General features: G+C 61.6%; 26 protein-coding genes and 1 pseudogene. 5 read left to right on the plus strand and 22 right to left on the minus strand.

Annotated elements, in window-relative coordinates:
* Positions 1–2: 2 nt before the first annotated feature.
* From ACM530_RS08675 to ACM530_RS08685, 3 genes are read right to left on the minus strand one after another with little or no spacing between them, the layout of a single operon-like run.
* A complete protein-coding gene (locus ACM530_RS08675; protein WP_416364597.1) occupies positions 3–3,056 on the minus strand; it encodes an efflux RND transporter permease subunit in 3,054 nt (1,017 codons plus the stop codon).
* Positions 3,053–4,123, minus strand: coding sequence for an efflux RND transporter periplasmic adaptor subunit (locus ACM530_RS08680; RefSeq protein ID WP_242201423.1), 1,071 nt, complete (start codon positions 4,121–4,123; stop codon positions 3,053–3,055). Before ACM530_RS08680 ends, ACM530_RS08675 begins: the two co-directional genes overlap by 4 nt.
* Positions 4,120–5,202: an efflux RND transporter periplasmic adaptor subunit gene (locus ACM530_RS08685; RefSeq protein WP_145159750.1), complete on the minus strand. Its 1,083-nt coding sequence runs from the start codon at positions 5,200–5,202 to the stop codon at positions 4,120–4,122. Before ACM530_RS08685 ends, ACM530_RS08680 begins: the two co-directional genes overlap by 4 nt.
* A 121-nt stretch (positions 5,203–5,323) precedes the next feature.
* Between ACM530_RS08685 and ACM530_RS08690 the strand changes: the two genes are divergently transcribed.
* Positions 5,324–6,484, plus strand: a complete 1,161-nt coding sequence (locus tag ACM530_RS08690; protein WP_416364598.1) for an AAA family ATPase — start codon at positions 5,324–5,326, stop codon at positions 6,482–6,484.
* 506 nt (positions 6,485–6,990) lie between these two features.
* On the opposite strand, the gene ACM530_RS08695 is transcribed toward ACM530_RS08690, so the two are convergent.
* The 11 genes from ACM530_RS08695 to ACM530_RS08745 form a co-directional block, all read right to left on the minus strand.
* Complete coding sequence (locus ACM530_RS08695) at positions 6,991–7,842, minus strand: transporter substrate-binding domain-containing protein (protein WP_416364599.1); 852 nt, start codon at positions 7,840–7,842, stop codon at positions 6,991–6,993.
* Positions 7,839–8,615, minus strand: coding sequence for an amino acid ABC transporter ATP-binding protein (locus ACM530_RS08700; RefSeq protein WP_416364600.1), 777 nt, complete (start codon positions 8,613–8,615; stop codon positions 7,839–7,841). The genes ACM530_RS08695 and ACM530_RS08700 overlap by 4 nt, the downstream gene beginning before the upstream one ends.
* On the minus strand, positions 8,612–9,271 hold the full coding sequence (locus ACM530_RS08705; RefSeq protein ID WP_032884905.1) for an amino acid ABC transporter permease: 660 nt from the start codon (positions 9,269–9,271) through the stop codon (positions 8,612–8,614). Before ACM530_RS08705 ends, ACM530_RS08700 begins: the two co-directional genes overlap by 4 nt.
* Positions 9,252–9,917 (minus strand): amino acid ABC transporter permease, encoded by a 666-nt coding sequence (locus ACM530_RS08710; protein ID WP_106577379.1) that lies wholly within the window; start codon positions 9,915–9,917, stop codon positions 9,252–9,254. Before ACM530_RS08710 ends, ACM530_RS08705 begins: the two co-directional genes overlap by 20 nt.
* Before the next feature lie 490 nt (positions 9,918–10,407).
* The gene (locus tag ACM530_RS08715) at positions 10,408–11,190 is read right to left on the minus strand and encodes a MetQ/NlpA family ABC transporter substrate-binding protein (RefSeq protein WP_416364601.1); all 783 of its coding nucleotides are present in this window, start codon (positions 11,188–11,190) and stop codon (positions 10,408–10,410) included.
* A gap of 124 nt (positions 11,191–11,314) precedes the next feature.
* The gene (locus ACM530_RS08720) at positions 11,315–12,253 is read right to left on the minus strand and encodes a sigma 54-interacting transcriptional regulator (RefSeq protein ID WP_416364602.1); all 939 of its coding nucleotides are present in this window, start codon (positions 12,251–12,253) and stop codon (positions 11,315–11,317) included.
* A gap of 49 nt (positions 12,254–12,302) precedes the next feature.
* Complete coding sequence (locus ACM530_RS08725) at positions 12,303–12,884, minus strand: alpha/beta hydrolase (protein WP_119738240.1); 582 nt, start codon at positions 12,882–12,884, stop codon at positions 12,303–12,305.
* A 308-nt stretch (positions 12,885–13,192) separates the two neighbouring features.
* Entirely contained in the window at positions 13,193–13,594 is a 402-nt protein-coding gene (locus ACM530_RS08730) for an ExbD/TolR family protein (protein WP_145159738.1), read from the minus strand.
* Position 13,595: 1 nt separating this feature from the next.
* Positions 13,596–14,318, minus strand: a complete 723-nt coding sequence (locus ACM530_RS08735) for a MotA/TolQ/ExbB proton channel family protein (RefSeq protein ID WP_145160395.1) — start codon at positions 14,316–14,318, stop codon at positions 13,596–13,598.
* Positions 14,319–14,369: 51 nt separating this feature from the next.
* Positions 14,370–15,185 (minus strand): energy transducer TonB, encoded by an 816-nt coding sequence (locus tag ACM530_RS08740; RefSeq protein ID WP_416364603.1) that lies wholly within the window; start codon positions 15,183–15,185, stop codon positions 14,370–14,372.
* 395 nt (positions 15,186–15,580) lie between these two features.
* Positions 15,581–16,432 carry a LysR family transcriptional regulator gene (locus ACM530_RS08745; RefSeq protein ID WP_262208169.1) on the minus strand — a complete coding sequence of 284 codons (852 nt, stop codon included), beginning with the start codon at positions 16,430–16,432 and terminating at the stop codon, positions 15,581–15,583.
* Between the two features lie 110 nt (positions 16,433–16,542).
* Here ACM530_RS08745 and ACM530_RS08750 point away from each other — a divergent pair, with 110 nt between their 5' ends.
* Positions 16,543–17,724 (plus strand): CynX/NimT family MFS transporter, encoded by a 1,182-nt coding sequence (locus ACM530_RS08750; protein WP_416364604.1) that lies wholly within the window; start codon positions 16,543–16,545, stop codon positions 17,722–17,724.
* A gap of 97 nt (positions 17,725–17,821) precedes the next feature.
* Positions 17,822–18,757: a LysR family transcriptional regulator gene (locus ACM530_RS08755; protein WP_416364605.1), complete on the plus strand. Its 936-nt coding sequence runs from the start codon at positions 17,822–17,824 to the stop codon at positions 18,755–18,757.
* On the opposite strand, the pseudogene ACM530_RS08760 reads toward ACM530_RS08755, so the two are convergent.
* Positions 18,648–19,742, minus strand: a pseudogene (locus ACM530_RS08760) (fatty acid desaturase). The gene ACM530_RS08755 and the pseudogene ACM530_RS08760 sit on opposite strands and share 110 nt — an antisense overlap.
* A gap of 101 nt (positions 19,743–19,843) precedes the next feature.
* Here ACM530_RS08760 and ACM530_RS08765 point away from each other — a divergent pair.
* Entirely contained in the window at positions 19,844–20,848 is a 1,005-nt protein-coding gene (locus tag ACM530_RS08765) for an AraC family transcriptional regulator (protein ID WP_145159709.1), read from the plus strand.
* Between the two features lie 116 nt (positions 20,849–20,964).
* Here the strand turns inward: ACM530_RS08765 and ACM530_RS08770 are convergent, their stop codons facing one another.
* Positions 20,965–21,330, minus strand: coding sequence for a response regulator (locus tag ACM530_RS08770; protein WP_119738264.1), 366 nt, complete (start codon positions 21,328–21,330; stop codon positions 20,965–20,967).
* 38 nt (positions 21,331–21,368) lie between these two features.
* Positions 21,369–22,055 (minus strand): Crp/Fnr family transcriptional regulator, encoded by a 687-nt coding sequence (locus tag ACM530_RS08775; protein WP_416364606.1) that lies wholly within the window; start codon positions 22,053–22,055, stop codon positions 21,369–21,371.
* Positions 22,056–22,138: 83 nt separating this feature from the next.
* Here ACM530_RS08775 and ACM530_RS08780 point away from each other — a divergent pair, with 83 nt between their 5' ends.
* Positions 22,139–22,666, plus strand: coding sequence for a DUF962 domain-containing protein (locus ACM530_RS08780; RefSeq protein ID WP_416364607.1), 528 nt, complete (start codon positions 22,139–22,141; stop codon positions 22,664–22,666).
* A 121-nt stretch (positions 22,667–22,787) separates the two neighbouring features.
* On the opposite strand, the gene ACM530_RS08785 is transcribed toward ACM530_RS08780, so the two are convergent.
* The 5 genes from ACM530_RS08785 to oscA form a co-directional block, all read right to left on the minus strand.
* Complete coding sequence (locus ACM530_RS08785) at positions 22,788–23,768, minus strand: sulfate/molybdate ABC transporter ATP-binding protein (RefSeq protein WP_145159703.1); 981 nt, start codon at positions 23,766–23,768, stop codon at positions 22,788–22,790.
* A gap of 3 nt (positions 23,769–23,771) precedes the next feature.
* Positions 23,772–24,644, minus strand: a complete 873-nt coding sequence (gene cysW / locus ACM530_RS08790) for a sulfate ABC transporter permease subunit CysW (protein ID WP_003218139.1) — start codon at positions 24,642–24,644, stop codon at positions 23,772–23,774.
* Between the two features lie 13 nt (positions 24,645–24,657).
* A complete protein-coding gene (gene cysT, locus ACM530_RS08795; RefSeq protein ID WP_003218141.1) occupies positions 24,658–25,476 on the minus strand; it encodes a sulfate ABC transporter permease subunit CysT in 819 nt (272 codons plus the stop codon).
* Between the two features lie 198 nt (positions 25,477–25,674).
* Positions 25,675–26,685 carry a sulfate ABC transporter substrate-binding protein gene (locus ACM530_RS08800; RefSeq protein ID WP_106577355.1) on the minus strand — a complete coding sequence of 337 codons (1,011 nt, stop codon included), beginning with the start codon at positions 26,683–26,685 and terminating at the stop codon, positions 25,675–25,677.
* A 75-nt stretch (positions 26,686–26,760) separates the two neighbouring features.
* A complete protein-coding gene (oscA, locus tag ACM530_RS08805; protein WP_003170956.1) occupies positions 26,761–26,943 on the minus strand; it encodes a sulfur starvation response protein OscA in 183 nt (60 codons plus the stop codon).
* Positions 26,944–26,957: the final 14 nt, after the last annotated feature.

A 26,957-nucleotide genomic window follows, 5' to 3' on the forward strand; every position in this document is an offset into this window, starting at 1 on the left:
GGTCAGGCCTGTTCTTTTTTCGGCTCGCGAATCTTGTACCAGGCCACATAAAGCGCTGGCAGGAACAACAGCGTCAGCAAGGTGGCGATGATGATCCCGCCAATCATCGCGTAGGCCATCGGCCCCCAGAACACTTCCCGCGCAATCGGGATCATGCCCAGGCTGGCTGCCGCAGCGGTCAGCAGGATGGGACGGCGCCGGTGCTCGGTGGCTTCCACCACGGCATCCCACGGCGTGTAGCCGTCGCGCTCGTAGGCATCGATCTGCGTCACCAGAATCACCGAGTTGCGGATGATGATGCCGATCAGCGCCAGGATGCCAAGGATCGCCACAAAGCCCATGGGCGTGCCCGTGGGGATCAGCGCCAGCACCACGCCGATCAGCCCGAGCGGCGCGACACTGGCCACCAGGAACATCTTCTGCACGCTGTGCAGCTGGATCATCAGGAACGTGGCCATCAGGAACAGCATCAACGGCACCACTTTGGCGATAGGGCCTTGGGCCTTGCCGCTTTCCTCGACGGTGCCGCCGGTGGCGACTTTGTAGCCCACCGGCAGGCCGGCGCTGAACGTGTCGATTTCGGGCTTGAGTTGCTTGACCAGGTCGGTCGGTTGCATCTCATCACGCACCGAAGCCTTGACGGTGATGGTTGGCTTGCGGTCGCGACGCCACACCAGCGGCTGTTCCAGCTCATACCGCACGGTGGCGAAGGCCAGCAACGGAATCGAGGTGCCGTTGGGCGTGACAATCTGCAGGTTCTGCAAGGTTTCCGGGGTGCCGCGTTCGGCATCTTCGGCGCGGCCGACCACGTTGATCAGGTAGATATCGTCGTGCACTTGGGTCACCGAAGCACCGCTGACCACGCTGTTCATCAACTGCGCCACGTCTTCCGACGACAGCCCCAATTGCCGCGCCTTGTCTTGGGCGATGTCCACGCGCAGCACTTTGCCCGGCTCGTTCCAGTCGTAAATGATCTCGCCCAGGTGAATGTTTTTATCCAGCAAGGTCGCCAGTTCAATGGCGTGCTTGCGCACCTGGTCGGTGTCCTTGCCAGACACGCGATACTGGATCGGCCGCCCAACCGGCGGGCCCATTTCCAGTGGCTGCACATAGCTGCCGATGCCGACAAAGTCATCGCGCAGGCGTTTTTGCAGGCGCGCAATCAACGCGCCGCGCTCTTCCAGGCCTTTGCTGACGATCACCAACTGCGCGTAGTAGGGGTTTTCCAATTGCTGGTCGAGGGGCAGGTAGAAACGAATCGCGCCCTGGCCGATATAGGTGCTCCAGCGCGCGATATCCGGATCGTCCTTGATGATCGCCTCAAGGCGGTCGACCGCCTTGCGCGTTTCGTTGATCGAGGCGTTTTGCGGCAGGTTGAGGTCGACGAGAATTTCCGGGCGGTCCGATGACGGGAAAAACTGGTTCTGCACAAACTGCATGGAGAACACCGACGCCGCAAACAGCCCCACGGTGATGCCGATGGCCCACCAGCGGTTGCGCATGGCCCAGAGCATGCCGCCATTGAACGCGCGACCGATGCGCCCAGGCTCTTTGTTTTCGGGTTTAACGTTGGCGCTGAGGATATGCACGCCAATCACCGGCGCAAACAGCACCGCCACCACCCACGACACCAGCATCGCCACGGCAATCACCGCAAACAGCGTGAAGGTGTACTCGCCCGCCGAGCTGGCGTTGAGGCCGATAGGCACAAAGCCGGCGACGGTTACCAGCGTGCCGGTGAGCATCGGGAACGCGGTCGAGGTATAGGCGTAGGTCGCCGCCTGTTCCTTGGTTTCGCCTTTTTCCAGGCGCGTGATCATCATCTCCACGGTGATCATCGCGTCGTCCACCAACAGGCCGAGGGCGATGATCAACGCGCCCAGCGACACGCGCTGCATGGTGATGCCGCTGTATTCCATGAACACGAACACCAGCGCCAGCACCAACGGAATCGAGCACGCCACCACCAACCCGGCACGCATGCCAAGGCTGATAAAGCTCACCACCAGCACGATGATGACGGCTTCAAACAGCGCGCTGGTAAAGCCGCCGACGGCCTCCTCCACCACTTCTGCCTGGTCGGAGACTTTGTGCACGCCCACGCCCACCGGCAGGTCAGCCGTCAACTCATCCATGCGTGTGTGCAGGGCCTTGCCGAATGACTGGATATTGCCGCCCTTCTGCATGGCGATGGCCAAGCCAATCGCCGGCTGGCCATTGAAACGGAACATCGGCCGCGCCGGGTCGACATAGCCACGGCTGATGTCGGCAATGTCGGCCAAACGGTAGAAACGGTCATTGAGGCGCAGGTTGACGTTGGCCAGGTCCTTTTCGGAGGCAAATTGCCCCGAGGTGCGCACCGAAATCCGCTCCGGCCCGGCCTCGATTACCCCGGCCGGGGTCACCGCGTTCTGCGACTGCAGGCTTTGTACGACCTGGCGCTGGTCAATCCCCAACGCTGCCAGTTTGCGCGTGGAAAAATTCAGGTAGATCACTTCGTCCTGCTGGCCGATCATCTCGACCTTGCCCAGGCCCGGCACCGAGCGGATCTCGGCGCGCACTTGCTCTACGTAGTCACGCAGTTGGCGCATCGACAGGCCATCACCGGTAAACGCGTAGACCGAACCGAACACGTCACCGAACTCATCGTTGAACGACGGCCCCTGCAAGCCTTGGGGGAAGGTGCCGCGAATGTCATCGATCTTCTTGCGCACCTGGTACCAGATATCCGGAATCGCCTTGGCGCTGGTGGTGTCTTTGAGGAACACGAACACCGTGGACTCGCCCGGCCGCGTGTAGCTTTTCACGTAGTCGAGGGAGTCGAGTTCTTCGAGTTTTTTCTCGATGCGGTCAGTGACCTGCTTGAGGGTTTCTTCCTGGGTCGCGCCCGGCCAGCGGGTCTGGATCACCATGGTTTTGATGGTGAACGAGGGGTCTTCCTCGCGGCCAAGGTTCATGTAGGAGAACACGCCCATCAGCAGCGCGACGAACATCAGGTACCAGACGAAGGACTGATGCTTGAGGGCCCAGTCGGATAAGTTGAAGCTCCCTTTCATCGCGGGCTGTCCTCGTCGATTTTGACTTTTTGCCCGGGTTTCAGGCTGTTCACGCCAGCGGTGACGATGCGTTCGCCGGGTTTGACGCCGCCATTGAGCACGGCGCTGTCGGCATCGCGGCTGACCACCGTGACGTCACGCGGCTGCACGGTCTGGCTGTGGGTGTCGAGCAGCCAGATGCGGGTCTTGCCGTCAACTTCCTGCAAGGCGCTCACCGGCAGTTGGATACGGGGTGCGATGGCGGTGCTCAAGGTCACGCTGATAGCGGTGCCCAGGCGGAAGGCTGGCGGTGTTTCGGTCAGGGTCAATCGCGCACGACGGGTGCGCGTGGCGCTTTGGGCCTGAGGCTCGATTTCACGCACGATGGCAGTGGTGTTGACGCTCGGGTCGAGTTGGCCTGCGACCACAAACACCACATCGGTGGGCAGGCGCTCAGCCAGGCCAGCCGGCAGGTCGATTACCGCTTCCTTGATGTCCGGGCGCGCGAGGGTCACCACTTGCTGGCCGGCGCTGACGACCTGGCCAGCCTCGGCGTTCCAGGCGGTGACGATACCGGCGTGGTCGGTGCGCAGTTCGGCGTAGTTGAGCTGGTCCTTGGCCTGGTTGACCGAAGCCTTGGCCTGGTCGAGGGTGGCCTGGGTGGTTTTCAGGTCGGTCTGGGCCACGTCCAGTTGAGCCTGGGCGCCGACACCACGGTTGAACAATTCCTGCTGACGGCGGGCGTTGGCCTGGGCGTTGATGAACTGCGCCTGCACGCGGGCAAGATCGCCCTGGGCGGCGCGCAATTGGTTTTGCTGATCGGTGGGATCGAGCACGGCGAGCAAGGCGCCCTTCTCCACTTCGGCGCCCACGTCCACCGCGCGGCGGGCGATACGGCCGGGTACGCGAAAGCCCAAGTTACTTTCATAGCGGGCCTGGATGGTCCCGGCGAAGCGGCCGAGGTTTTCCTGGTCTTCCGCTTTGACTTCCATCGACAACACCGGGCGCACGGGCTCGGGCGGCGGTTCTTTCTTGGAGCAGGCGGCCAACAACAGGCTGGCGGCGAGCAGAGCCGTCAGGCGCTTCATGGCTGGGCTCCTTGCTGGGCGATCTCGACCAGCATGCCGGGGTGCAACAATTGTCCGCCGGCCACCACGACTTTTTCGCCGCCTTTGAGCCCGTCGCCAATAATCACTTTGCCGGTGAGGTAACGCGCCACGCTGACCTTGTGCAATTGCGCCTTGCCGTCACCGTCGATCAGCCACACGGCGGGTTCGTTGAGGTCTTTGGTCAAGGCCGACCACGGCAGCTCGATGCTGGCCTTGGCCGGGCCATTGGCGGTGGCGCTGACCACCGAGCCCAGTTGCATGCCCTTGGGCAGCGATTGCAGGGCAATCTTGACTTGCACGGTGCCGGTATTGGCCGCCACCGCCGGCGTGACCTCGCGAACCTTGCCCACGGCCTTGATGTTCGGGTTATCCAGCAGGCTGACCGTGATCGGTGCATCCGGCGGCGGCTCTACCAGCAGCGATTCATAGACATTGAACACCGCATCGCGATCGCCATCGGTGGCCAGGCTGAAAATCGGCACGGTGGCCTGCACGACCTGTCCAACTTCCGCCTGGCGCGCGGTAATCACACCGGGCGCATCGGCGATCAGCGAGGTATAACCGAGTTGTTCACGGGCGTTGGCGAGCTGGGCTTGCGCGGCGGCCAGGGCGCTTTGGCTGCTGCGCAGCGCGGCCTGGGCGGCGTCGTATTCGCTGCGGCTGGTGTAGCCCTTGGGCAGCAGTTTTTCCTGGCGAACGAAGGCGGCGGCGGTTTGCTTGACGCGTGCCTGCTCGGCCACAACCTGGGCCTGGGCGGAATCGACGTTGGTCTGCAGGTCCTTGGGATCGAGCTTGGCCAGCACTTGCTTGGCGGTCACGCGGTCACCCACGTCGACCATGCGCTGGATGATTTTGCCACCCACGCGAAAGGACAAATCGGTTTGCACACGGGCCTGGATATCGCCGGTCAGGGTGACGGCCGCGGCGAAATCCGCCGGCTGCACCGTCTGCACAAAAACCCGCGAATGCTCCTTGGGCTCGGCCTTTTCCTGACCACAGCCGCTCAGCAGCGCCAAGAGGCCAAGGCTGAGTAAAACTATCGAAGTGCGACCGCCCATGCAGGCTCCTTTTGCGTGATGCCGACTTGCCAGTGTGTATGCGACTGTGAGCTTAGATCAGGGTTCCTTATCTGCATGGAGGATCCCATACTCCAATGGTTCCCACGTCGACTGAATACCTATGTTGAAAACCCTGGCGGTGGCCAATTACCGCTCGATCAATAAATTGGTGGTGCCCCTGGACCGGCTGAACCTGGTCACTGGCCCCAATGGCAGCGGCAAGTCCAACCTGTACCGCGCCTTGCGCCTGCTGGCGGAAACCGCCCAAGGCGGCGTCATCAATGCGCTGGCCCGTGAAGGCGGGCTGGACTCGACCTTCTGGGCCGGGCCGGAAACCATCAGCCGGCGCATGCGTGAGGGCGAAGTCGCCGTACAAGCCACCACCCGCCAGAACGTGAAGCGTCTGCGCCTGGGATTTGCCGGGGAAGATTTCAGCTACGCCATCTCCATGGGGTTGCCGTCACCCGGTATCAGTTATTTCTCCCTGGACCCCGAAATAAAAAAAGAATGCATCTGGGCCGGCCACCTCTATCGCCCCGCCAGCCTGCTGGTGCAGCGCTCCGGGCCGATGGTTCGGGCACGTGAGGGGCGCAACTGGGATGTACTGGCCCAGCACACACCCGATTACCACAGCCTGTTCGATCAGGTCGGCAGCCTGCGCGGCTCGCCGGAGGTGTTGTTGCTGCGCGAAAGCATCCGTGGCTGGCGCTTTTATGATCACTTTCGCAGCGATGTGGACGCGCCCGTTCGCCAACCACAATTAGGAACGCGCACGCTGGTGTTGCATCACGACGGGCGCGATTTGGCGGCGGCGTTGCAGACCATCCGCGAAATCGGCGACCCCGAGGCCTTACAGCGTGCGGTCAGCGATGCATTCCCCGGTGCACGCCTGAATATCCAGCCGCTGCAGGGCGGGCGCTTTGCGATTGAGTTTTATCAGGAAGGCTTGCTGCGGCCGTTGTCGGCGGCCGAGCTGTCGGACGGCACCTTGCGTTATCTATTGCTGATCGCGGCGCTGCTCACGCCGCGGCCGCCGACCATGATGGTACTGAACGAGCCGGAAACCAGCTTGCACCCGGATTTGCTGCCGGCGTTGGCGCGTTTGATTATCCAGGCGTCCCAGCATTGCCAGGTGTGGGTGGTGTCGCATGCCAGCCGGTTGATCGCAGCGTTGCAACAGGATGAAGGGTGTAATTCGATTGTGTTGGAGAAGGTGATGGGCGAGACGCGGATTGTGGGGCAAGGGATGTTGGATGCGCCGGCGTGGCATTGGCCGGAGTAGGTGCAGTGACTGCACCGGCCTCTTCGCGGGCAAGCCCGCTCCCACATTTTGATTTGCGAACACACTCAAAGGTGGGAGCTGGCTTGCCTGCGATACCGGTAGAACGTGGCATTGGCCGGAATAAGTGGTGATTGCACTGGCCTCTTCGCGGGCAAGCCCGCTCCCACATTAGCCTGCATTCCAAGGTTGGAACTCGGTCAAAGGTGGGAGCTGGCTTGCCTGCGATAGCGGTAGAACGTGGCATTGGCCGGAATAAGTGGTGACTGCACCGGCCTCTTCGCGGGCAAGCCCGCTCCCACATTAGCCTGCATTTCAAGGTTGGAACTCGGTCAAAGGTGGGAGCTGGATTGCCTGCGATAGCAGTAGAACGTGGTATTGGCCGGAGTAGGTGCAGTGACTGCACTGGCCTCTTCGCGGGCAAGCCCGCTCCCACATTTTGATTTGCGAACACACTCAAAGGTGTGAGCTGGCTTGCCTGCGATAGCGGTAGAACAGTCAGCGCGGGATCAACCCTGCCACTTACCGCCTTCAACAATCACACTCTCAGGCTTGGTGTCATCGCTCAGCTCTTTACGCACATATTGGTCGTACAGCTTGAGCAGGAACTTCTCCTCGCCCAACTTCGCCAACTCGGTATTCACCCAGTCGCGCAGTTCGATGTTGCCCTTCTTCACGGCCGGCGCAATCGGTGCTTCATCACCGAGTTTCTCTTCCAGCACGCGGTAGCCCGGGTTCTGCTTGGCCCAGCTGAACAGCACCAGGTTGTCTTGCGCGTACGCATCGCCACGCCCGGCCGACAGCGCCTGCAGCGACTCGGAGTTTTTCTCGAACTTGAGCAGTTTCCAGTCCGGGTGGTTTTTGGTCAGCCAGATATCGGCGGTGGTGCCGGTGGTGACGATGGTGGTGCGGGTGGCCAGGTCATCCAGGCTTTTCACCGAGCTGTCCTGCGGCACCAGGGCTTGCACCGCCACTTTCAGGTTGGGGTTGGTGAAGTCCACCGCTTCCTTGCGCTCCGGCGTTACCGTCATGTTGGCAAGGATCAGGTCGACCTTGTCGCTCTGCAGAAACGGAATACGGCTGGCCGGCTCGACGGCGACAAACTCGACCTTGTTTTCATCGCCCAGCAAATCCTTGGCGAATTGACGGCCGATATCCGTATCGAAACCGACGTAACGACCGGCTTCGTTCACAAAACCGAACGGCGGCTTGTCGGTGAATACGCCGACGATCAGCTTGTCGCGCGCCTTGATCTTGTCGATGTAGCTGGCAGCAGCGACGGGTTTGGCAGGCTCTTCGGCCTTTTTATCGCAGCCGGCCAGTAAGGCGACGGCCAACAGTGGCAGCAGTAGTTTTTTCATATCAGCTCCAATTCCTTGGTTTTCTTGGGCAGTGTTGAAACAAAGGAGAACTTCTCCAGAAACTGCTGCGCGCGTGCGGTTTGCGGGTTCGTAAAGAATTCTTCGGGGGTGTTGTGTTCGAGGATGCGACCGGCATCCATGAACACCACGCGATCAGCGACGGCGCGGGCGAAGGCCATTTCATGGGTGACGATCAACAAGGTCATGCCGTCGCGGGCCAGGCCCTGAATCACTTCCAGCACTTCCTTGACCATTTCCGGGTCAAGGGCGGCGGTGACTTCGTCAAACAGCATCACTTGCGGGTTCATGCACAGCGAACGGACGATGGCGATGCGTTGCTGCTGACCACCGGACAGCTGGCGTGGGAAAGCGTCGCGCTTGTCGGCCAGGCCAACGCGTTCGAGTAATTTTTCCGCTTGGGCACGGGCTTCGCGAGGCGCGCGTTTTTGCACTTTCAGCGGGCCAAGCAGGATGTTGTCGAGCACACTCATGTGCGGGAACAAGTGGTAGCTCTGGAACACCATGCCCACGTCCTGGCGCACCTGGCGCCAATCGGTATTTTTATCCAGCAGCTCTTTGCCGGCAAAACGCAGGCTGCCGCTGTGCGCCACTTCCAGGCCGTTGAGGCAGCGCAGCAAGGTGCTTTTGCCGCAGCCGCTGGGGCCGAGGATCACCACCACTTCGCCGCTTTGCACGTTCAGGTCGATGCCCTTGAGCACCTGCTGCTCGCCGAAGAATTTGTTGAAAGCCTGGAACTCGATCAATGCGCTCATGCTTGGGCCCAGCGCCGTTCCAGCACCTTGGAGGCGGCTGATAACGGGTAGCAGATAAAGAAGAAAAACAGGAACAGCACGCCGTAGATCAGTACTGACTCATAGGTGCGCTCGATGATTTGCTGGCCGACCTTGATCACGTCCACCACGCCGATCAGCACCGCCAGCGAGCTGGTCTTGATGATGCGCGTGTAGACGTTGATGGTTGGCGGCGTCATGCGCTTGAGGGCTTGGGGCAGCAACACGTAGCCGTACAGCTGCGGGTCGGACAGGCCAATCGACAACCCGGCCTCGCGCTGGCCACGCGGCAGCGAGTGCAGCGCGCCCCGTACCACTTCGCCGACCTCGCTGGCGCCCCACAACGACAGCACCAGCACCGCGCACCAGAAACTCGGAATGCTCAGGCCGAAGAAAATCGGCAAACCGAAAAACAGCAGGTACAACCACACCAGCACCGGAATCGCCCGGAACAGCTCCAGGTACACCCGCAACACTGCGTTGATCAGCGTGTTATTCAGCGTGCGCAGCACGCCGTACAGCACGCCGCCGACGGTGCTGAAGGCAATGCTCAAAAATGAAATCGACAGCGTCTGCGCAGCGCCCTTGCCCAGTTGCGGCAACGACACCCACAACAACTCAAGACCCGAACTGGCCATGCTGGAGCCTCCTTTCCAGGCGGCTGAGCAGCAGCGACAGCGGCAAAAACAACAGCACGCAAATCAGCGTCAGCACGGCGAGCATTTCGTAGGTTTTGTAGTAGAGCGCGATGTAGCTCTTGGTGGTGTAGAGAATCTCCGGCACCGCCACGGCCGAGACCACCGTGGTCTCCTTGAGCAGGAAGATGAAATTGGCGAACAGCGCCGGCAGGCTGAGGATGCCGGCCTGAGGCAGGATCACATGGCGCAGCAGCTGCCAGTCGGACAGGCCGATGGACTTGCCCGACTCGATCTGCGCCAGCGGCACCGCCTCCACACCGGCGCGCAGCACTTCGGTGAGGTAGGCGCCGCCGAGGAAGGTCATGGTGATGATCGCCGCCCAGAACCCGGAGATATTGAACCCCAGCGCCGGCAAGGCGAAGTACACGAAGAACAGTTGGATCAGCAGCGGCGTGTTGCGCGCCAGCTCCACATACAGCGCCACCAGGCGCGACAGGTACGGCGTGCGAAACACCAGCAGCGCCGCGTTGATCAGTGCCACCAGCAACGAGGTGGCAATGGCGATCAGGCCTACTTGCAGCGTCACCCCCACGGCGCTGAGAAACGCCGGCAAAGTGCTGAGGATAAAAGCGAAATCGAAGGTCATCTTGAGTCCATGACGCCGCAAGGGTAATGCAGCGGGCGCAGTCCGATCCGGCGTGGGTAACGCCGGGTAGCGCGAACTTTAAAGGTATAAAAAGTAAAATTTAAATACCCAAATAGCATATTGATATCACCCAAAAAGATAACCGCCGGATTCGCGGGTTGTCCGGGTGACGGCTATGGTTGGGGGGTCTGAGATTCGAGGGATTGAACCATGAACGAAGTGAAGCCGATTGATCCGCAGGAGCTGGTGAAGTGGCTGATGGCGTTGCGCCGGGCGATCCACACACAAAACATGTAAGCCTGCGCAAATCAAATGTGGGAGGGGGCTTGCCCCCGATAGCGGTATGTCAGGCACAGATGCATTGACTGAACCACTGCTATCGGGGGCAAGCCCCCTCCCACATTTATTGCATTCCAAATTCCAGGCATAAAAAAACGCCGACGCTATGTGAGCCGTCGGCGTTCAAACCTTGAAGGGGGTTTGGTTTACATCAGAACGCCGGTACGACAGCGCCTTTGTACTTGGAATCGATGAACGCTTTGACTTCAGGGCTGGTCAGGGCCTTGGCCAGCTTCTGGATAGCGTCGCTGTCCTTGTTGTCCGGGCGTGCCACCAGGAAGTTCACGTATAGCGACTTGGCGTCTTCGATGATCAGCGCGTCTTTGGCTGGGTTCAGGCCAGCTTCCAAGGCGTAGTTGGTGTTGATCAAGTCCAGGTCAACCTGGTCCAGCACGCGAGGCAACAGCGCCGATTCCAGCTCTTTGAATTTCAGGTGTTTCGGGTTGCTGGCGATGTCTTTCGGCGTGGCCAGGGCGTTGCTTGGGTCTTTGAGGGTGATCACACCGGCTTTTTGCAGCAGCAACAGGGCGCGGCCGCTGTTGGAGCCTTCGTTCGGGATGGCCACGGTGGCGCCATCTTTGAGCTCGGAAATGTTCTTGATCTTCTTCGAGTAACCGCCGAAAGGTTCAACGTGCACGCCGACCACAGTGACCAGGTTGGTGCCCTTGCCCTTGTTGAAGTTTTCCAGGTACGGCAGGGTCTGGAAGTAGTTGGCGTCCAGACGCTTTTCAGCCACTTGCACGTTCGGTTGCACGTAGTCGGTGAATACTTTGATCTCCAGGTCCACGCCTTCTTTGGCCAGGGTCGGTTTGACCAGCTCAAGGATCTCGGCGTGCGGGATCGGCGTGGCGGCAACCACCAGTTTCTCGTTGGCCTGGGCGAAGCTTGCAGTCAGGGCAGCCGCCAGTGCGGTAAACAACAGAACCTTTTTCATGCAGTGTCCTTATCGAAATTCCGGGGCGTCTCTGACGACCGTTTTTATGGTGTGCCAGCGAAGTGCTATCGCGGCGTGGAGTGGACAATACCTAGATTTTTTATTCCCGAACAATATCTTTTATTCACTTTGATATTCCATTTTGCTCATGTAGCTGCTGTTCATTTAGAAAGCTGAGCAAGGTTTGCCGCTCGGCGGCGCTGGCACTCGCGAAGATCCGCTGCACCTGTTCCAGTGGCGAGCCCGCCACCGGCAGGTTGAGATGTTCGGGCAAAATCTCATCACCACTGCTCACCAGCAACGCAAAGTGAATAACGTTTTCCAGCTCGCGGGTATTGCCCGGCCAGCTGTGGAGTTCCAACACACGCTGGGCGGTATCACTGATCAGCGGCACCGGCAGGTCCAGGCGCTGGCTGTAGATGCCGAGAAAATATTCAGCCAGCGACAGAATATCGCCCACGCGCTCGCGCAGAGCGGGCAGGTCGAGCTGGCCTTCACTCAGATAATGGAACAGACGCTCGTGAAACTTGCCCGCCGCCACGGCCTGGGCTAGGTCGATGCTGGTCGCCGCAACCAGGCGCACATCCACCGGGCTGGGCTGGTGGGCGCCAACGCGGGTGACTTCGTGATTTTCCAGAGCGGCGAGCAATTTCACCTGGATCGGCAACGGCAAGTCGCCGATCTCATCCAGGTACAAGGTGCCGCCGTTGGCCGACCCGAACCACCCGGCCCGACTGCTCGCCGCGCCGCTGTGGCTGCCGGCCGCGTAGCCAAACAGCTCGGCATCGGCGTAAGTGGGGCTGATCGCGCCGCAGTTGACCGAGACAAACAACCCGGTGCGGTCGCTGCCACGGTGAATATGCCGCGCCAGCAGCTCCTTGCCGCTGCCAGTCTCACCGCGAATCAACACCGGCAAGGCGCGTGGCGCCAGGCTTTCCAGGTCTTCACGCAATTGGCGCGAGCGCGGGTCGACAAACACCAGGGCCTTGGCGCGGATGCTCAGCGGGCTTTTTTCGGCGTCGGGGAAGGTCAGCAGTGGCTGGCCGAAGGTTTCATGACTCATGGCAGGCTCCCGCCCCCAATCCACTCAGGGACGGGGCGTTGAAAAATGTTCAGGCAGTACGCCGGGCGTGGTGCTCGAGGCGGTTTTGCAGGCGATAGAGGTAGGCGAAGCCCTGCTCCCAGCGCTGGTGGCCGGACTTCACATTGATATGGCCGGCGCCGGACAGAATCCCGGCCTCCGCGCCCCAATTGCGCGCCAGTTCCAGGGCCCGCGGGGCGCTGACCGCGCTGTCGTTGTCGGAGCTGACCACTTGGCTGGGAAACGGCAGCAGGTCGCTCGGGATCGGCGCGAAGTTGCGCAAGGCCGGTGAACAGGCCGGGCGTTCGACATCCGCCGGAGCCACCAGCAAAGCGCCGCGGACCTGACGCAAAAAGTGCACCGGCGCAGTAGCGGCCCAATGCGCGACGGTGATGCAGCCCAGGCTATGGGCGATCAGGATCACCGGCGTGCTGTCGGCGGCGATGGCCTCGGCGAGTGCGGCCACCCAGTCTTCGCGACGTGGTGTCAGCCAATCGGCCTGCTCCACCCGCGCGCTGTTGGGCAGGCTGTTCTGCCAATGGGTTTGCCAATGATCTTCTGGCGATCCTTGCCAGCCCGGCACGATCAGATAACGAATCGACTCGCTGTGCATGGGTGTGCCCTCCTGCAGCGTTTAACGTTGCTGACCAGTATAGGGACGGGGGTTATATTCGTTAAGGAATAAGAAGCTATTTATTAATAACCAAAATCTCAAACCCATCGCAGATCAAAATGTGGGAGCGGGCTTGCTCGCAAATGCGGTGCATCAGTCGGCGCATCTGCTACTGACCCACCGTATTCGCGAGCAAGCCCGCTCCCACATAGACCTCATTTCACATCGAGCTTCAACGGAATTCCAGGCAAAAAAAAAGGCCGCACCCTGCCAAGGAAACGGCCAAAAAATTGTCGAGGCATTTGAAACTAACGTGCAGTAATCACCGACAACTTGGTAATCCCCGCGCGTTCGATAGACGCCATGGCTCGCGCCACTTCGCCGTAGTTCACTCCATTGTCAGCCTGCAGTTGCACCCGCACATCGGGGTCCTTGGCCTTGGCCGCCTGCAGGTTGAACTCCAGCAGGTCCGGCTGGATTTCGTCCTTGTTGATAAACAGTTTGCCGGCGCCGTCGATACTCACCACCAGCGGGTCCTTTTGCTCAACCGGCGCCACGGCTTGGGTCTTGGGCAGGTTGATCGGGATCGCGTTGGTCAACAGCGGCGCAGTGACGATAAACACCACCAGCAGCACCAGCATCACGTCCACCAGCGGCGTCACGTTGATCTCGCTCAGCACCTCGTCACTGTCTTGCGTGGAGAAGGCCATCTCAGGACGCCTCCTTCACTTTTTGCGGGTTGCCAGCCGCGCTTTTGGTCAGCGCAGGGTGCAGCAGCACGCGGAAGGCGTTTTTCTGCGCCAGGCTGTAGAAGTCGTGGGCAAAGTCATCCAGGTCAGCAGCCGTCAGCTTCAGGCGGCGCAGGAAATAGTTGTAGACCAGCACCGCCGGCACCGCGACGGCGATCCCCACACCGGTGGCCACCAGCGCCGCACCAATCGGGCCGGCCACGGTTTCCAGGCTGGCGGAGCCGGCGGCGCTGATGCCTTTCAACGCTTCCATGATCCCCCACACGGTGCCGAACAGGCCGATAAACGGCGAGGTGCTGCCGATACTGGCGACCACGGCCAGGCCGGTTTCCAGCGAGCGACGCTCACGCACGATCTGCTGACGCAGGGCGCGTTCGAGGCGGTCCTGGTGGTTGATGGCCTGGCTCAGGTCCGCGGCGTGTGGCGCGTCACCGACCTGGATCGCGGCATAACCGGCCTGGGCCACGCGCGCTGCGGCGCCGGGCTGGGTTTCGGCCAGTTCAGCAGCCGAGTCGAGACTCGACGCCGCCCAGAACTGTTTGTGGAATTTGCGATCCTGGGCCTTGAGGCGACCAAACTGCACGCCCTTGAGCAAGGCGAAGCCCCAGGTGGCGACCGAAAAGGCCACCAGCAGCCAGATCACCGCGCTTTCGATGGATTCAACTGGAGATGCTAATGCCATGATGTTTTCCCTCTGTGCAGGTCGCGGCGTGTCCAACACACCGCTGCCGAATAGTTAGTGAATCTTGAAATCGATCGGTACGCTGACCCAGCCGTCCTGAGCCACATCGCCCTGCTTGGCCGGCACGAAGCTCCAACGCTTCACGGCGGTCAGTGCGGCGTCATCGAGTTGCTGGCGACCGCTGCTTTTCTGGATCTGAATCTCGCCCGGCTTGCCGCTGGCCAACACATGCACCCTGAGCAACACCGTGCCTTCCCAACCGCGACGCTGGGCCAGTGACGGGTACTCCGGCGCCGGGTTCTTCAGGTACGCGGCGTTCGCCGAAGCGGGTGTAACCGGGGCCGGCGACGGTGGCGCGGCTGGCGCGGGCGGTGCAGGTGGCGCCGGCGTAGGTGGCGCGGGCGGTTGCTCGACCGGTTTGGGTGCAGGCTTGGGCTCGGGCTTGGGCACCGGTTTGGGTTTAGGCTTGGGAATCGGTTTTGGCGGCGCCGGCTTGGCGGCCAACTCATCCACCACCGGCGGCGGTGGCTCGACCACAGGTGGTGGCGGCGGCACGGGCGGTGGCGGTTCAACCACCGGCGGCGCCGGCTGGGAAAATTCGATCGTCATCGGCGGGATTTCCGGCGGCACAATCGGCAATACCGGCGTCGGCTTCTGGCTCACCCAATAGATCACCGCACCGTGCAGCGCCAACACCAGCAAGCCGAGCAGCAGCCCTTCGCGACGGCTCGAGAAGCGCTTCGGGGTTTTCTGCAAACGCAACTGCCCCAACGGCGCCCGATGCGGCCGGCCAAGGTCGACCAACTCACCACCCGGTGCCAGGCGCCATTGCGCCTCGGGTGCACTGGCGGCGGTCTGGACATTGCCCATTGATTCACTCCCTACGGTCTTCACACAAAAAAACCGACAGGCCTGCCTTGGCGGCCGTCGAGGGCTGAATCATCGGGGCCAGACGCTTATCTCTTAAAGTAATCTTTAAAGTTATACATAGATCTAAATTGAATATGAGAAACATCCTGAAACGCCAAAGCCACGGCCTGCGCGGCCTGTGGCGAAGGTGCTGTTTTTCGATGCTTTTCAGGCATAAAAAATATTCAGTGAAGGCATCGATTGTGGCGGGTGGCTTGCCCCGCGTTGGATTGCGCAGCAGACCCACTGGGAGATAACGCGCCGTCAGGCATATCGGTTTGGCAGGTTTTGGGGCGGCTACGCAGCCCAACGCGGGGCAAGCCCGCTCGCCACGAACGCGGCGCTCGGCGACAGCTTTACGCTGGGCTGTTGGCGCATAACTCGAGCAATTGACGTTGCAACGTCTGCCCGGCTGCGCCCAACCCGCTGCGGCCGTATAACGCCAGGCGCACGCCTTGCACCGTGGGCAACCCACTGTCCTCGCCGAGCACCACGTGCCCAGGCTGCACCACCCGGCGTGGTAACAGGCTGATGCCGAGCCCCGCCGCCACTGCCGAACACACGCTGGCCAGGCCGGCGCTGGAATAGCCGATGCGCCAGCGCCAGCCACCCACTTCCAGGTGATGCAGCATTTCATTGCGATACAACCCGCCCACCGGAAACGCCACCAGGGGCAACGGGTCGCGGCCCAGGGACGGCATGCTGCGGCTGTCGACCCAGCACAGCGGCTCCGGCCACGACGCCAGGCAGTCGTCGCTGTCACCCATTTGCTTGACCAGCAACACGTCGAACTCACCTGCACGGTATTGACGCTGCAGCTCCGGGCCGAGGCCGCTGGTGACTTCCAGGCGCACGCGCGGGTAGGCCACCACGAACGACGACAGCAACGGCATCAGCCGTTCAGCGGCAAAGTCTTCTGGCACCCCCAGGCGCAGCACGCCGTCGCTTTGCTGAGTGATCAGCACGTCGGCAGCCTCTTCATGCAGCGCGAGGATGCGCCGCGCGTACGCCAGCAAGCGCTCACCCTCGGCGGTGGCCACCACGCGGCGCTGATCGCGGTCGAGCAACTGGCACGCCACGGCCTCTTCCAGGCGGCGGATCTGCTGGCTCACGGTGGACTGGGTCACGTGCAGGCGCTCGGCCGCGCGGGTGAAATTGCCGCAATCCACCACGGCGACAAAACTGCGTAACAACACGGGGTCGAACATGGCGCCTCACCATTGCGTTTGCCACTGATTGGCATGGTTATATTTAATTTCAGAATACCTCGCGAGCTGCCCATACTTCCTGCTTCTTTTGCACACCGAAAAGGTCCTGCATGCCGCTCAACCCTTCATTCATGAGCAGACTCGCCGGTTGGGGCCTGCTGGTCGTGCTTGGCCTGAACCTACGGCCGATCCTCAGTTCCATCAGCCCGTTGCTAGGCGAGATTCGCCAGGCCACGGGCCTGAGTTTCCAGAGCAGCGCCCTGCTCACCAGCCTGCCGGTGGTGTGCATGGGCCTGGTGGCGCTGGTCGGCGTACGCGTGGAGGCGCGACTGGGCGAGCGACGCGGTATCGCCCTGGGCTTGATGATGATTTTGCTGGCGTGCCTGGCGCGCGGGTTGATGGGCCAGGCGTCGGCATTGCTGGTCACGGCCTTGCTCGGCGGCGCCGGCGTGGCGCTGATCCAGGCGCTGGTGCCGGCGATGATCAAGCGTGAATTCCATCACCGTGTGCCGGTGGCGATGGGTGTGTATTCAGCGTCGTTGATGGCCGGCGGCGGGCTGGCCGCACTGCTCAGCCCGGTGGTGGCCACGCATTTCCAGCAATGGCAGGCGGGGTTGGGCGTGTGGCTGTTGCCGGCGCTGGGGGCGTTGCTGTTGTGGGCCTGGTTGCCGTTGGGTGCGCCGCGCAATCCTCACATGGCGCCCACATTCAAAGGCCTGCGCAATCGTCGCGCGTGGCTGCTGGCGCTGTATTTCGGTTTGGTGAACTGCGGCTACATGAGCCTGGTGGCGTGGCTGCCTGCGTACTATCAGCAACTGGGCTGGGGCGTATTGCCGAGCGGTTCGTTGCTGGCCTTCATGACCATCTTCCAGGTGATCGCCGCGCTGTTGATGCCGGTGCTGGCGCAACGCGGTGTCGACCGTCGTCCGTTGCTGGGCATCAGCCTGTTGGCGCAAACCATCGGCTATCTGGGCCTGATCATCGCGCCGCTGGACTATCCGCACCTGTGGGTGGCGCTGTGCGGCTTCGGCCTGGGCGCGTGTTTCGCCCTGAGCCTGCTGCTGACCCTCGACCATCACCGCGACCCACGCCAGGCCGGGCAACTGGCCGCCTTCGTGCAAGGCGTGGGCTTTCTGATCAACGCAATTTCACCGTGGCTCACCGGCTGGCTGCGCCAACTCACCGGCGGCTTTGTCAGCGCCTGGGTGGTGCTGACGGTGACCGCGGTGGCGATGCTGCTGGTGACACGGGTCTTCAGCCCGGCCACCTATCGCGCCGCGCCCGCTCTATAGATATGCATTTAAGATCTAATCGAAACAATAATGCTTCATTGACGGAATAAGGAGTCACCTTAAAATCGGCGTTCTTTCACAGGACTCCGGGCACACCATGGACCTTCGCCAACTGCGCTACTTCATCGCTCTTAACGTGCACCGCAGTTTCGTGCGCGCCGCCGACGCCATGGGTATCACCCAACCCGCCTTCAGCCGCAGCATCCAGGCCCTGGAACAGGAATTCGGCTGCGTGCTGGTGGACCGCGCCCACAAAGAACTGCGCCCCACCCCGGAAGGCCAGGTGGTACTGCAACACGCGCTGAGCCTGGTGCAAGGCGCGGCGCTGCTTAGCCATGAAGTCACGCGCATGACCAAGCTCGATGCCGGCGAAGTGCGGTTTGGCAGCGATGCGGTGGCGGCCGTCAACTTGGTGCCCGAGGCGCTGGCACGCTTTATCGGCGTCTACCCCAAGGTCCGCAGTGTGTTGCAGGTAGCTAACTGGGAACACCTCGGGCGCAGCCTGAGTCGCAAAGAAATCGAATTTTTTATCGCCGATGTGCGCCATTTCGAAGCCGACCCTAACTTCCACACCCAAGCCCTTAGGCCTCGGCGCAGCGTCTTTTTCTGCCGCAACGGGCACCCGCTGCTGGCCAAGGACAGCCTGTCCACCAACGACCTGTTCGACTACCCGCTGGCCACGCCGTTGATCGCACCCGGCATTCGCAAACTGCTGGCCAACCTGAGCGGACGCATCGACTTCAGTCCTGCCATCGAACTTGAGCAGTTCGCCGCGCTGACCCACATCGTGCGCCACTCCGACGCCATAGGCCTGGGCACTGAAGAGGCCTTCGTCGACGCGTTCGCCCGAGGCGACTTGCAGGTGCTGCACTGGCGCAACCTGCCGCACGCCCTGGACAATTTGAACAACCGCAGCGGGGTGATCAGCCGCGCTGGGGTGCGTTTGTCGCCTGCGGCGAAGGCGCTGACCGAAACCCTTCTTGCGGTGGAAAGCCAAGCCGGTTGGCCCGCGCAAACGTGCCGAAATCATTGAAGCGCACGCCCATCTCGCGCATCACCTTGTGCGCCACCCTGGCGGTCATCTGGCGAATGTAAAACGGCTCTTTCACCACAAAATGGTGGATGCCATGGGTGCTGCCAAAGTTGAAGCAAAAGGCTTGCAGCGGCCACATTCACCAGGGGTTGAGCACCTGGGTTTGCTGGATCACGTTGCCCAGCTCCACATCACCGTAGTAGTGCATGTTGGAGCTGACAAAGTGCAGGCAGAAGGTGCGCAGCACGTTGGGGCCAATGATCACCACGGCGGCGATGTCGATCACTTGCATCACCTGCAAGGTGCCGGCTGACCAGGCGATCGGCGCGCCCATCAGGCTGGCGACACCATTGGCCGCATGAAAGCCCAAAAACACATACCACGCGCCCCAATGCAGCAGCGCCAAGGGCGCGTACACCAACAGCGAGCGCTTGAGGATGTTGAATTTGTGCTTCCAGGTCCTGGCGCGCAGCATGCGGATGAACGCCGACATGAAGTTGTCACCCACCATCAGCAACCGCGTCAGGCCCCACGGCTCGCCGTTGGTGATGGCGCGTTCTTCCATATCGGTCTCGGTGCCGGACACCTTGTGGTGATTGAGGTGCAGATGCCGGCGTATCCACGGGTTGATGGTGCTCGGCCGCGCCAGCCATACCAGGCCCATCATCAGGTTGTGGGGCAGGCGTTGCTTGCGAAAGTACATGCTGTGGATCAGGTCGTGTTCCAGCTCGTGGGTCAGCGAGGCGAGGAAGGCATTGAGCAGCAGGCATACCCACCACGCCATGTGGCCGGTGATGTAGAGCGCCGCCGAGCCGAGCATGCCCAGCAAGGCAAACGCCAGAATGCCCGCGCCCAGGGCGTCCTGGTGCCGCAGCCAGGGGTGCTGCTGGCGTAATCTGGCCCCTTCGGCGAGCACCACGTCACGGATATGCGCTGAACGCTGTTGTGCGTTCATCTGCTGGGGACTTGCAGAAGTACCGTCCATGCTTCCATCCTCTTGGTTATTGATTGATGCATCCTGGCCCAAGCGGTGCGCCAGGGCATCAGCCCCACACGCCAACCTGTTGACCGCAAGCGCCAATCGCCATGCCCGAAGCCACTTCCCTCGCCAGCTGGACCCGCGCCCTGCGCAAGCAGCTCGACGCCCTGGACCTCGACAGCGCCGCCCTGTGCGCGCAAGCCGGGCTCGACCCGCAGCAGATGGACGACCCCAACGCGCGCTATCCGTTGTCGGCCACCACGCGGTTATGGGCACTGGCCGTGCAGGCCAGCGGCGACCCGGCCATCGGCTTGCGGGTGTCGCGGTTTGTCAGCCCGACCACCTTTCATGCGCTGGGTTATGCGTTGGTGGCCAGCGGCAGCCTGCGCGAGGTGTTCGAGCGGATCGTGCGTTATCACCAAGTGGTCAGCGATGCGCTGACGCTGGAGCTTAGTCGAGAGGGCGAGCGCTATTGCTTTCGCCTGCTGCAACCCGTCGGCAGCCCGGCACCGGCGCTGGAAGCGATTGATGCGTTTGCAGCGATCTATGTGCGCACCTGCCGAAATCGGCTGGGCCGTGAGTACGCGCCGCTGGCGGTGTACCTGCAGCGCCCGGAGCCGGCCGATCCCACGCCGTGGCACACGGTGTTTCGCGCACCGGTGTTCTTTGGCGCCGAGGAAGACCGCCTGGAGTTTGCCGCGCGGGACTTCGACAGCCACTTGGATGACGCCAACCCGGAGTTGGCCGAACACAATGAAACCGTGCTCAAACGCACCCTCGCCCAGCTGCAACCGCTGACCTGGGAGCGCAAGGTGCGCGCGGCCATCGAGGCGCAATTGCCGGAGGGTGAGCCGAGTGCCGAGCGGATCGCCCAGGCGTTGCATTTGAGTTTGCGCAGCTTGCAACGGCATCTGGCGGATGAGGGCTGCCGGTTTGACGCGTTGCTCAATGAATGTCGGGAGAATCTCGCGCTGCTGCACTTGCGGGATCCGCAGTGCTCATTGGCCGAGATCAGCCACTTGCTTGGGTTTGCCGATACCAGCAGTTTTAATCGGGCGTTCAAGCGCTGGACGGGGATGACGCCGGGGCAGTTTCGGGATGGGTTGCGTTAGGTAGGGCCTCTTCGGGGGCAAGCCCCCTCCCACATTTGACTGCGTTAACAAATCAAAAGGTGGGAGCGGGCTTGCTCGCGAAGACGGTGGATCAGGCCATGCAAGTCCTGGATCAATCAGCGCCCACGATCGCGGCGCAGTAACTTTCTTGCCCGCGCCGCCAGCGCCTTGGCATCAAAGGGCTTGAGCAAATAATCATCTTCATGCAATTCCAACCCGCGCAGCCGGTCTTCAATCCCGCCCGGCGTGGTCAGGAACAATACCGGCGTCTCGCCCTTCAACCGAATAGCCTGCTGCAACTTCCAGGCGTTCAAGCCCGGCAACATCACATCCAGAATCACCAGCTCGTACTCGGTACTCTCCACGAAGCGCAACGCCGCCATGCCATTGGCTGCGACCTCCACGGTGTAGCCGGCCTCGTTCAAACCCCGGGCCATCCGCTGTGCCTCTTCGGTTTCATGTTCCACTAACAGCACGCGCATAACACACCTCGATTGATCAGGTTTGCAGGCTATCACCCTCAGGTCTGCGCCGCCTCACGCAAGCGATGAGCATCGAGGATTTCAATTTCCCCATAGCCCAGGCGCACGACGCCCTGGGCTTGCAGGTCCTTGAGCAAGGCGTTGGTGGTCTGGCGTGACAAGCTCAACATCGCCGCCAAATCTTCCTGGGGCAGTTGCAGCACACGTTTTGAGTGCTCGGTATCGCCGTAACCTTCAACGATCATCAGTAAACGGTGCGCCAGCCGCACCGAGGCCGGCATCAGGCTCAGGTGCTCGATATTGATAAAGCTCAGGCGCAGTTTCTGGCTCATCAGCAAGGCCAGGTCGCGCCAGTATTGCGGGTACTCATCAAGGATGTTCAGCAACGCCTGCTGCGGCACCTGCAACAGCGTGCACGGCCCCACGGCGCAGGCGTCGTGGGTGCGCGGCAAACTGTCGAACAGGCAGATTTCGCCAAACCAATACGGCCGCTCTACCAGGCTCAATAGCGCTTCCTTACCGTGTTCGTTCACCGCGCTGATGCGCAGCGTGCCGTCGAGCACCGCATACAGGCCACAGGGCGGGTCGCCGCGCTTGAACAGGTATTGCCCCGCCGCCAGCTGGCGCTGCCGGGCACTGGCCAGCAGGCTATGCTGAAAAGAGGCAGGCAAGTGGCTGAACCAATGACCGCTGGACAGCTGCGAGCGCCATTTCTCTGTGTCCATGCGAACTCCGAAGATTGTCGCCCAGCTGACAGTCAGTCACAGGCTGGCAGGGCATGATCAAGCATCCTACAGGAGGAACAACAATGAAAAGCCTCGTCGAGCACCTCAGTCAATACGCCGCCTACCACCGCGACCCGCGCAATATCGCCAGCCACTTTGTCGGCATCCCGTTAATCGTGGTCGCCGTGGCGGTGCTGTTGTCGCGCCCCGAATGGGCCGTCGGTAGCCTGTGGATATCTCCGGCAGTGCTACTCGCGCTGTTTTCGGCATGGTTTTACTTGCGCCTGGAACTGGCGCTGGGCGTGCTGATGGCGGTGTTGATGGGCCTGTCGGTGTGGGCCGGGCATGCGCTGGCGGCGCAGAGCACAGCGGTGTGGCTGGGCAGCGGCATCGGGATGTTTGTGGTGGGCTGGGCGATTCAGTTTGTCGGGCACTATTACGAGGGCAGGAAGCCCGCGTTTGTGGATGACGTGTCGGGATTGATTGTGGGGCCGTTGTTTGTGGTGGCGGAGTTGGCGTTTGTGCTGGGGTTGCGGCATGACCTCAAGGAGCAGATTGAGGCGCGGTCCGGCCCGGTAGAACGCCGCGATCTAAAGCCGAGCAAGGTCTGAATGTGGGAGCTGGCTTGCCTGCGATGCAGGCACCTCGGTGTATCAGTCACACCGCAGTGATGCTATCGCAGGCAAGCCAGCTCCCACACAAGCCCGCTCCCACAGGGGTCTTGCGGTGTTTTTAAGCTTTCTGCCAAACCTTGGGTTTGAAGAACAAGGTCTCGCCACGCGCCAGACCGGTCAGGCTGTCGTGGTCTTTGACCACTTCGGCCTCGATCAACTCGCTTTGGCCTTCGACCTTGAGCGTCACCCGTGTGGTAGCGCCCAACGGCCGAATATCACGCACTTCAGCCGCGTGGTGGTCTTCCAGTTCATGGCGCGACAGCGACACTTCATGCGGGCGGAACAGCACGTGCTGGTCCTCACCCAAATGCAGGCGGTTGGAATCCCCCAGGAAGTGGTACACAAAATCGCTGGCCGGGTTCTCGTAGACTTCGCCCGGTGAACCGATCTGTTCGATCACGCCCTTGTTCATCACCACAATGCGGTCGGCGACTTCCATGGCCTCTTCCTGGTCGTGGGTCACGAACACCGAGGTCAGGTTGATGTCTTCGTGCAGACGCGCCAGCCAGCGGCGCAGCTCTTTACGCACCTTGGCGTCGAGGGCGCCGAACGGCTCATCCAGCAGCAACACTTTGGGCTCGACCGCCAGGGCGCGGGCCAGGGCGATACGCTGGCGCTGGCCACCGGAGAGTTGTTCCGGGTAGCGATCCGACAGCCAATCCAGCTGCACCATGTTCAGCAACTCGTGAACCTTGACCGCGATCTGGCTTTCGTTCGGGCGCTGGTTCTTGGGCTTCATGCGCAGGCCGAACGCGACGTTGTCGAACACGGTCATGTGGCGAAACAGCGCGTAGTGCTGGAACACAAAACCGACGTTGCGATCACGCACGTCGTGGCCGGACACGTCTTCACCGTGGAACACGATGCTGCCGGCATCCGGGGTTTCCAGGCCGGCAATGATGCGCAGCAAGGTGGTCTTGCCGCAGCCGGACGGGCCCAGCAACGCCACCAGCTCGCCACTCTGGATGTCCAGATTGATGCTGTTCAGGGCCTTGAAGGCGTTGAAATTCTTGCTGACATTACGGACTTCAATCGACATGACTTATTCCTCACCGGCGCTTTTGCGCAGGCGGTTGATACGGTTCTCGCTCCACTGCTTGAGCAGCAGGATGAAGAGCGCCAGGATCAGCAACAGGCTCGCGACGGCAAACGCGGCAACGTGGTTGTATTCGTTGTAGAGGATCTCGACGTGCAGCGGCAAGGTGTTGGTCACGCCGCGAATGTGGCCGGACACCACCGACACCGCGCCGAACTCGCCCATGGCCCGCGCGGTACACAGCACCACGCCGTAGATCAGGCCCCACTTGATGTTCGGCACGGTCACATGCCAGAACATCTGCCAGCCATTGGCACCGAGCAGGCGCGCGGCCTCTTCTTCCTGGGTGCCCTGCTCCTGCATCAGCGGGATCAGTTCACGGGCCACGAACGGCACCGTCACGAAGATGGTCGCCAGCACAATGCCCGGCAAGGCGAAGACGATCTGGATGTCGTGGTCTTGCAGCCACGGGCCGAAGAAGCCCTGGGCGCCGAACATCAGCACGTAGACCAGGCCGGCGATCACCGGCGATACCGAGAACGGCAGGTCGATCAGCGTGACCAGGATGCTCTTGCCACGGAATGAGTATTTGCTCACGCACCAGGCGGCGCTGACGCCGAACACCACGTTGAGCGGCACCGAAATCACCACGGCGATCACCGTCAGCTTCAGTGCCGACAGCGCGTCGGGTTCCAGGATCGCGGTGAAGAACGCGCCAAGGCCGTTCTTCAAACCCTGGGACACCACGATAAACAGCGGCAACAGCAGGAACAGGAAGAACACCAGCCAGCCGAGGCTGATCAGGATGCGTCGCGACACCGCGCTGCCACGACGGGCGGCGTTGGCCGAAGACGCGGCGGAAATAGACGATTGGGACATGTTCCGCGCCTCCTTATGGGTGTTCGATGCGCCGCTGCAGCAAGTTGATCAGCAGCAGCAAAACAAAGGAAACCACCAGCATCAGCACACCGATGGAGGTGGCGCCGTGGTAGTCGTACTGGTCGAGCTTGACCATGATCAGCAGCGGCAGGATCTCGGTTTTCATCGGCATGTTGCCCGCGATGAAAATCACCGAGCCGTACTCACCGACGCCACGGGCGAAGGCCAGCGCGAAGCCGGTCAGCCAGGCGGGCAGCAACGCAGGCACGAGGATGTAGCGAAAAACCTGCAAGGGCTTGGCGCCGAGACACGCGGCGGCTTCTTCGATTTCCCGGGGGATATCGGCGAGCACCGGCTGCACCGTGCGCACTACGAATGGCAGCGTGACGAAGGTCAGCGCCAGGGTGATGCCCAGCGGGGTGTAGGCGATTTTGAAGCCCAGGTCAGCGGCGAACTGGCCGACCAGGCCGGTGGGGGTGTAGAGCGCAGTCAGTGCGATGCCGGCAACGGCGGTGGGCAGTGCGAAGGGCAGATCGATCATCGCATCGATGATTTTGCGGCCGGGGAAGGTGTAGCGCACCAGCACCCAGGCCAGCAGCGTACCGATCACGCCGTTGATGATGGCGGCATACAGCGCCGTGCCGAAGCTCAGTTTCAACGCCGCCAGCACACGCGGAGCGGAGATGATGTTCCAGAACTGATCCCAAGTGAGTTGAGCGGCATGTACAAACATCGCCGCCAGGGGGATGAGTACGATCAGGCTGAGGTACACCACGGTGTAGCCCAGCGTCAGCCCGAAGCCGGGTATGACGGGGGAAATACGACGCGACATAAGAGTCCTTGGTTAGCGGGTAGATACCACTATAGGAGCGAGCTTGTGTGGGAGCTGGCTCTTCTGTGGGAGCCGGGCTTGCCCGCGATGCAGGCACCTCGGTGTGTCAGTCACACCGGGGTGATGCTATCGCAGGCAAGCCAGCTCTCACACAAGCCCGGCTCCCACAGAAAGCTGGCTCCTACAGTTTAATTTGGCTTACTGCGCCGAGTAGATCTGGTCGAACACACCACCGTCATTGAAGAATTTCGGCTGGGCAGTTTTCCAGCCGCCGAAGTCTTTGTCGATAGTCACCAGGTCCAGTTTCGGGAACTGCTGGGCGTATTTGGCGGCGACTTTCTCATCGCGTGGGCGGTAGAAGTTCTTCGCCGCAATCTCCTGGCCAGCCGGGCTGTACAGGTGCTTGAGGTATTCGGTGGCGATTTCGGTGTTGCCCTTTTTCTCGGCGTTCTTGTCGACCACGGCCACTGGCGGCTCGGCGAGGATCGACAGCGAAGGTACGACGATGTCGAACTTGTCGGCGCCGCCGTCTTCTTTCAGCGCCAGGAAGGCTTCGTTTTCCCAGGCCAGCAACACGTCACCCTGACCGTTGTTGACGAAGGTGATGGTCGAACCGCGCGCGCCGGTGTCGAGGATCGGCACGTGCTTGAACAGCTCTTTCACGTATTCCTGGGCCTTGGCTTCGCTGCCACCGGCTTTCAGGCCATAGGCCCAGGCGGCGAGGAAGTTCCAGCGGGCGCCGCCGGAGGTTTTCGGGTTCGGGGTGATCACGGACACGTCTTTCTTGATCAGGTCGCCCCAATCCTTGATGCCTTTAGGGTTGCCTTTGCGCACCAGGAACACGATGGTCGAGGTGTAGGGGGTGCTGGCGTCCGGCAGGCGGGTTTGCCAGTTTTCCGGCAGGGTCTTGCCCAGTTTGGCGATTTCGTCGATGTCACCGGCCAGGGCCAGGGTCACTACGTCGGCGCGCAGGCCGTCGATCACCGCTCGGCCCTGTTTGCCCGAGCCGCCGTGGGATTGCTGGATCTTGACGTTGTCGCCGGGGTGGGACTGTTTCCAGAAGGTGGTGAACTCAGCGTTGTAGTCCTGGTACAGCTCACGGGTCGGGTCATACGAGACGTTGAGCAACTCGTAGTCCTTGGCAACAGCGGAACCGGCAAACACGGCACTGGCCAGTGCGGCCAGGGCGTAACGGCGAATCGACGACATAGAAGGCTCCTGAAATTCTGGGGTGTTGGCTTTTTCTTATAGTTGCGGGTCTAGCATGCGAATCGCCGTTGTTGCTCAGCTCGGTTTGTTACCCGGGTTCTGCAAACGGAATTTTTCCTTGCGTTCGATCTGTACCACTTGGGCGTTATGCACAGTGATTTCCACCGCGCCAAACCGCAGGTCGCGCAAGGCGCTCTGGATCTCACGCAAAATGGCTGCTTCGTCCTGGCCGTCGACGCTACGTAGAGATGCGCTCATGGTCTCGCTCCTGA

Source organism: Pseudomonas sp. NFX183, from assembly GCF_047943075.1.
In the GTDB taxonomy this organism is placed as follows: Bacteria; Pseudomonadota; Gammaproteobacteria; order Pseudomonadales; family Pseudomonadaceae; genus Aquipseudomonas.

Bases quoted from the DNA above. Each gene is read 5' to 3' on its own strand.
- ACM530_RS08675 (WP_416364597.1), bottom strand. From the start codon at position 3,056: ATGAAAGGGAGCTTCAACTTATCCGACTGGGCCCTCAAGCATCAGTCC.
- ACM530_RS08680 (WP_242201423.1), bottom strand. From the start codon at position 4,123: ATGAAGCGCCTGACGGCTCTGCTCGCCGCCAGCCTGTTGTTGGCCGCC.
- ACM530_RS08685 (WP_145159750.1), bottom strand. From the start codon at position 5,202: ATGGGCGGTCGCACTTCGATAGTTTTACTCAGCCTTGGCCTCTTGGCG.
- ACM530_RS08690 (WP_416364598.1), top strand. From the start codon at position 5,324: ATGTTGAAAACCCTGGCGGTGGCCAATTACCGCTCGATCAATAAATTG.
- ACM530_RS08695 (WP_416364599.1), bottom strand. From the start codon at position 7,842: ATGAAAAAACTACTGCTGCCACTGTTGGCCGTCGCCTTACTGGCCGGC.
- ACM530_RS08700 (WP_416364600.1), bottom strand. From the start codon at position 8,615: ATGAGCGCATTGATCGAGTTCCAGGCTTTCAACAAATTCTTCGGCGAG.
- ACM530_RS08705 (WP_032884905.1), bottom strand. From the start codon at position 9,271: ATGGCCAGTTCGGGTCTTGAGTTGTTGTGGGTGTCGTTGCCGCAACTG.
- ACM530_RS08710 (WP_106577379.1), bottom strand. From the start codon at position 9,917: ATGACCTTCGATTTCGCTTTTATCCTCAGCACTTTGCCGGCGTTTCTC.
- ACM530_RS08715 (WP_416364601.1), bottom strand. From the start codon at position 11,190: ATGAAAAAGGTTCTGTTGTTTACCGCACTGGCGGCTGCCCTGACTGCA.
- ACM530_RS08720 (WP_416364602.1), bottom strand. From the start codon at position 12,253: ATGAGTCATGAAACCTTCGGCCAGCCACTGCTGACCTTCCCCGACGCC.
- ACM530_RS08725 (WP_119738240.1), bottom strand. From the start codon at position 12,884: ATGCACAGCGAGTCGATTCGTTATCTGATCGTGCCGGGCTGGCAAGGA.
- ACM530_RS08730 (WP_145159738.1), bottom strand. From the start codon at position 13,594: ATGGCCTTCTCCACGCAAGACAGTGACGAGGTGCTGAGCGAGATCAAC.
- ACM530_RS08740 (WP_416364603.1), bottom strand. From the start codon at position 15,185: ATGGGCAATGTCCAGACCGCCGCCAGTGCACCCGAGGCGCAATGGCGC.
- ACM530_RS08745 (WP_262208169.1), bottom strand. From the start codon at position 16,432: ATGTTCGACCCCGTGTTGTTACGCAGTTTTGTCGCCGTGGTGGATTGC.
- ACM530_RS08750 (WP_416364604.1), top strand. From the start codon at position 16,543: ATGCCGCTCAACCCTTCATTCATGAGCAGACTCGCCGGTTGGGGCCTG.
- ACM530_RS08755 (WP_416364605.1), top strand. From the start codon at position 17,822: ATGGACCTTCGCCAACTGCGCTACTTCATCGCTCTTAACGTGCACCGC.
- ACM530_RS08765 (WP_145159709.1), top strand. From the start codon at position 19,844: ATGCCCGAAGCCACTTCCCTCGCCAGCTGGACCCGCGCCCTGCGCAAG.
- ACM530_RS08770 (WP_119738264.1), bottom strand. From the start codon at position 21,330: ATGCGCGTGCTGTTAGTGGAACATGAAACCGAAGAGGCACAGCGGATG.
- ACM530_RS08775 (WP_416364606.1), bottom strand. From the start codon at position 22,055: ATGGACACAGAGAAATGGCGCTCGCAGCTGTCCAGCGGTCATTGGTTC.
- ACM530_RS08780 (WP_416364607.1), top strand. From the start codon at position 22,139: ATGAAAAGCCTCGTCGAGCACCTCAGTCAATACGCCGCCTACCACCGC.
- ACM530_RS08785 (WP_145159703.1), bottom strand. From the start codon at position 23,768: ATGTCGATTGAAGTCCGTAATGTCAGCAAGAATTTCAACGCCTTCAAG.
- cysW (WP_003218139.1), bottom strand. From the start codon at position 24,644: ATGTCCCAATCGTCTATTTCCGCCGCGTCTTCGGCCAACGCCGCCCGT.
- cysT (WP_003218141.1), bottom strand. From the start codon at position 25,476: ATGTCGCGTCGTATTTCCCCCGTCATACCCGGCTTCGGGCTGACGCTG.
- ACM530_RS08800 (WP_106577355.1), bottom strand. From the start codon at position 26,685: ATGTCGTCGATTCGCCGTTACGCCCTGGCCGCACTGGCCAGTGCCGTG.
- oscA (WP_003170956.1), bottom strand. From the start codon at position 26,943: ATGAGCGCATCTCTACGTAGCGTCGACGGCCAGGACGAAGCAGCCATT.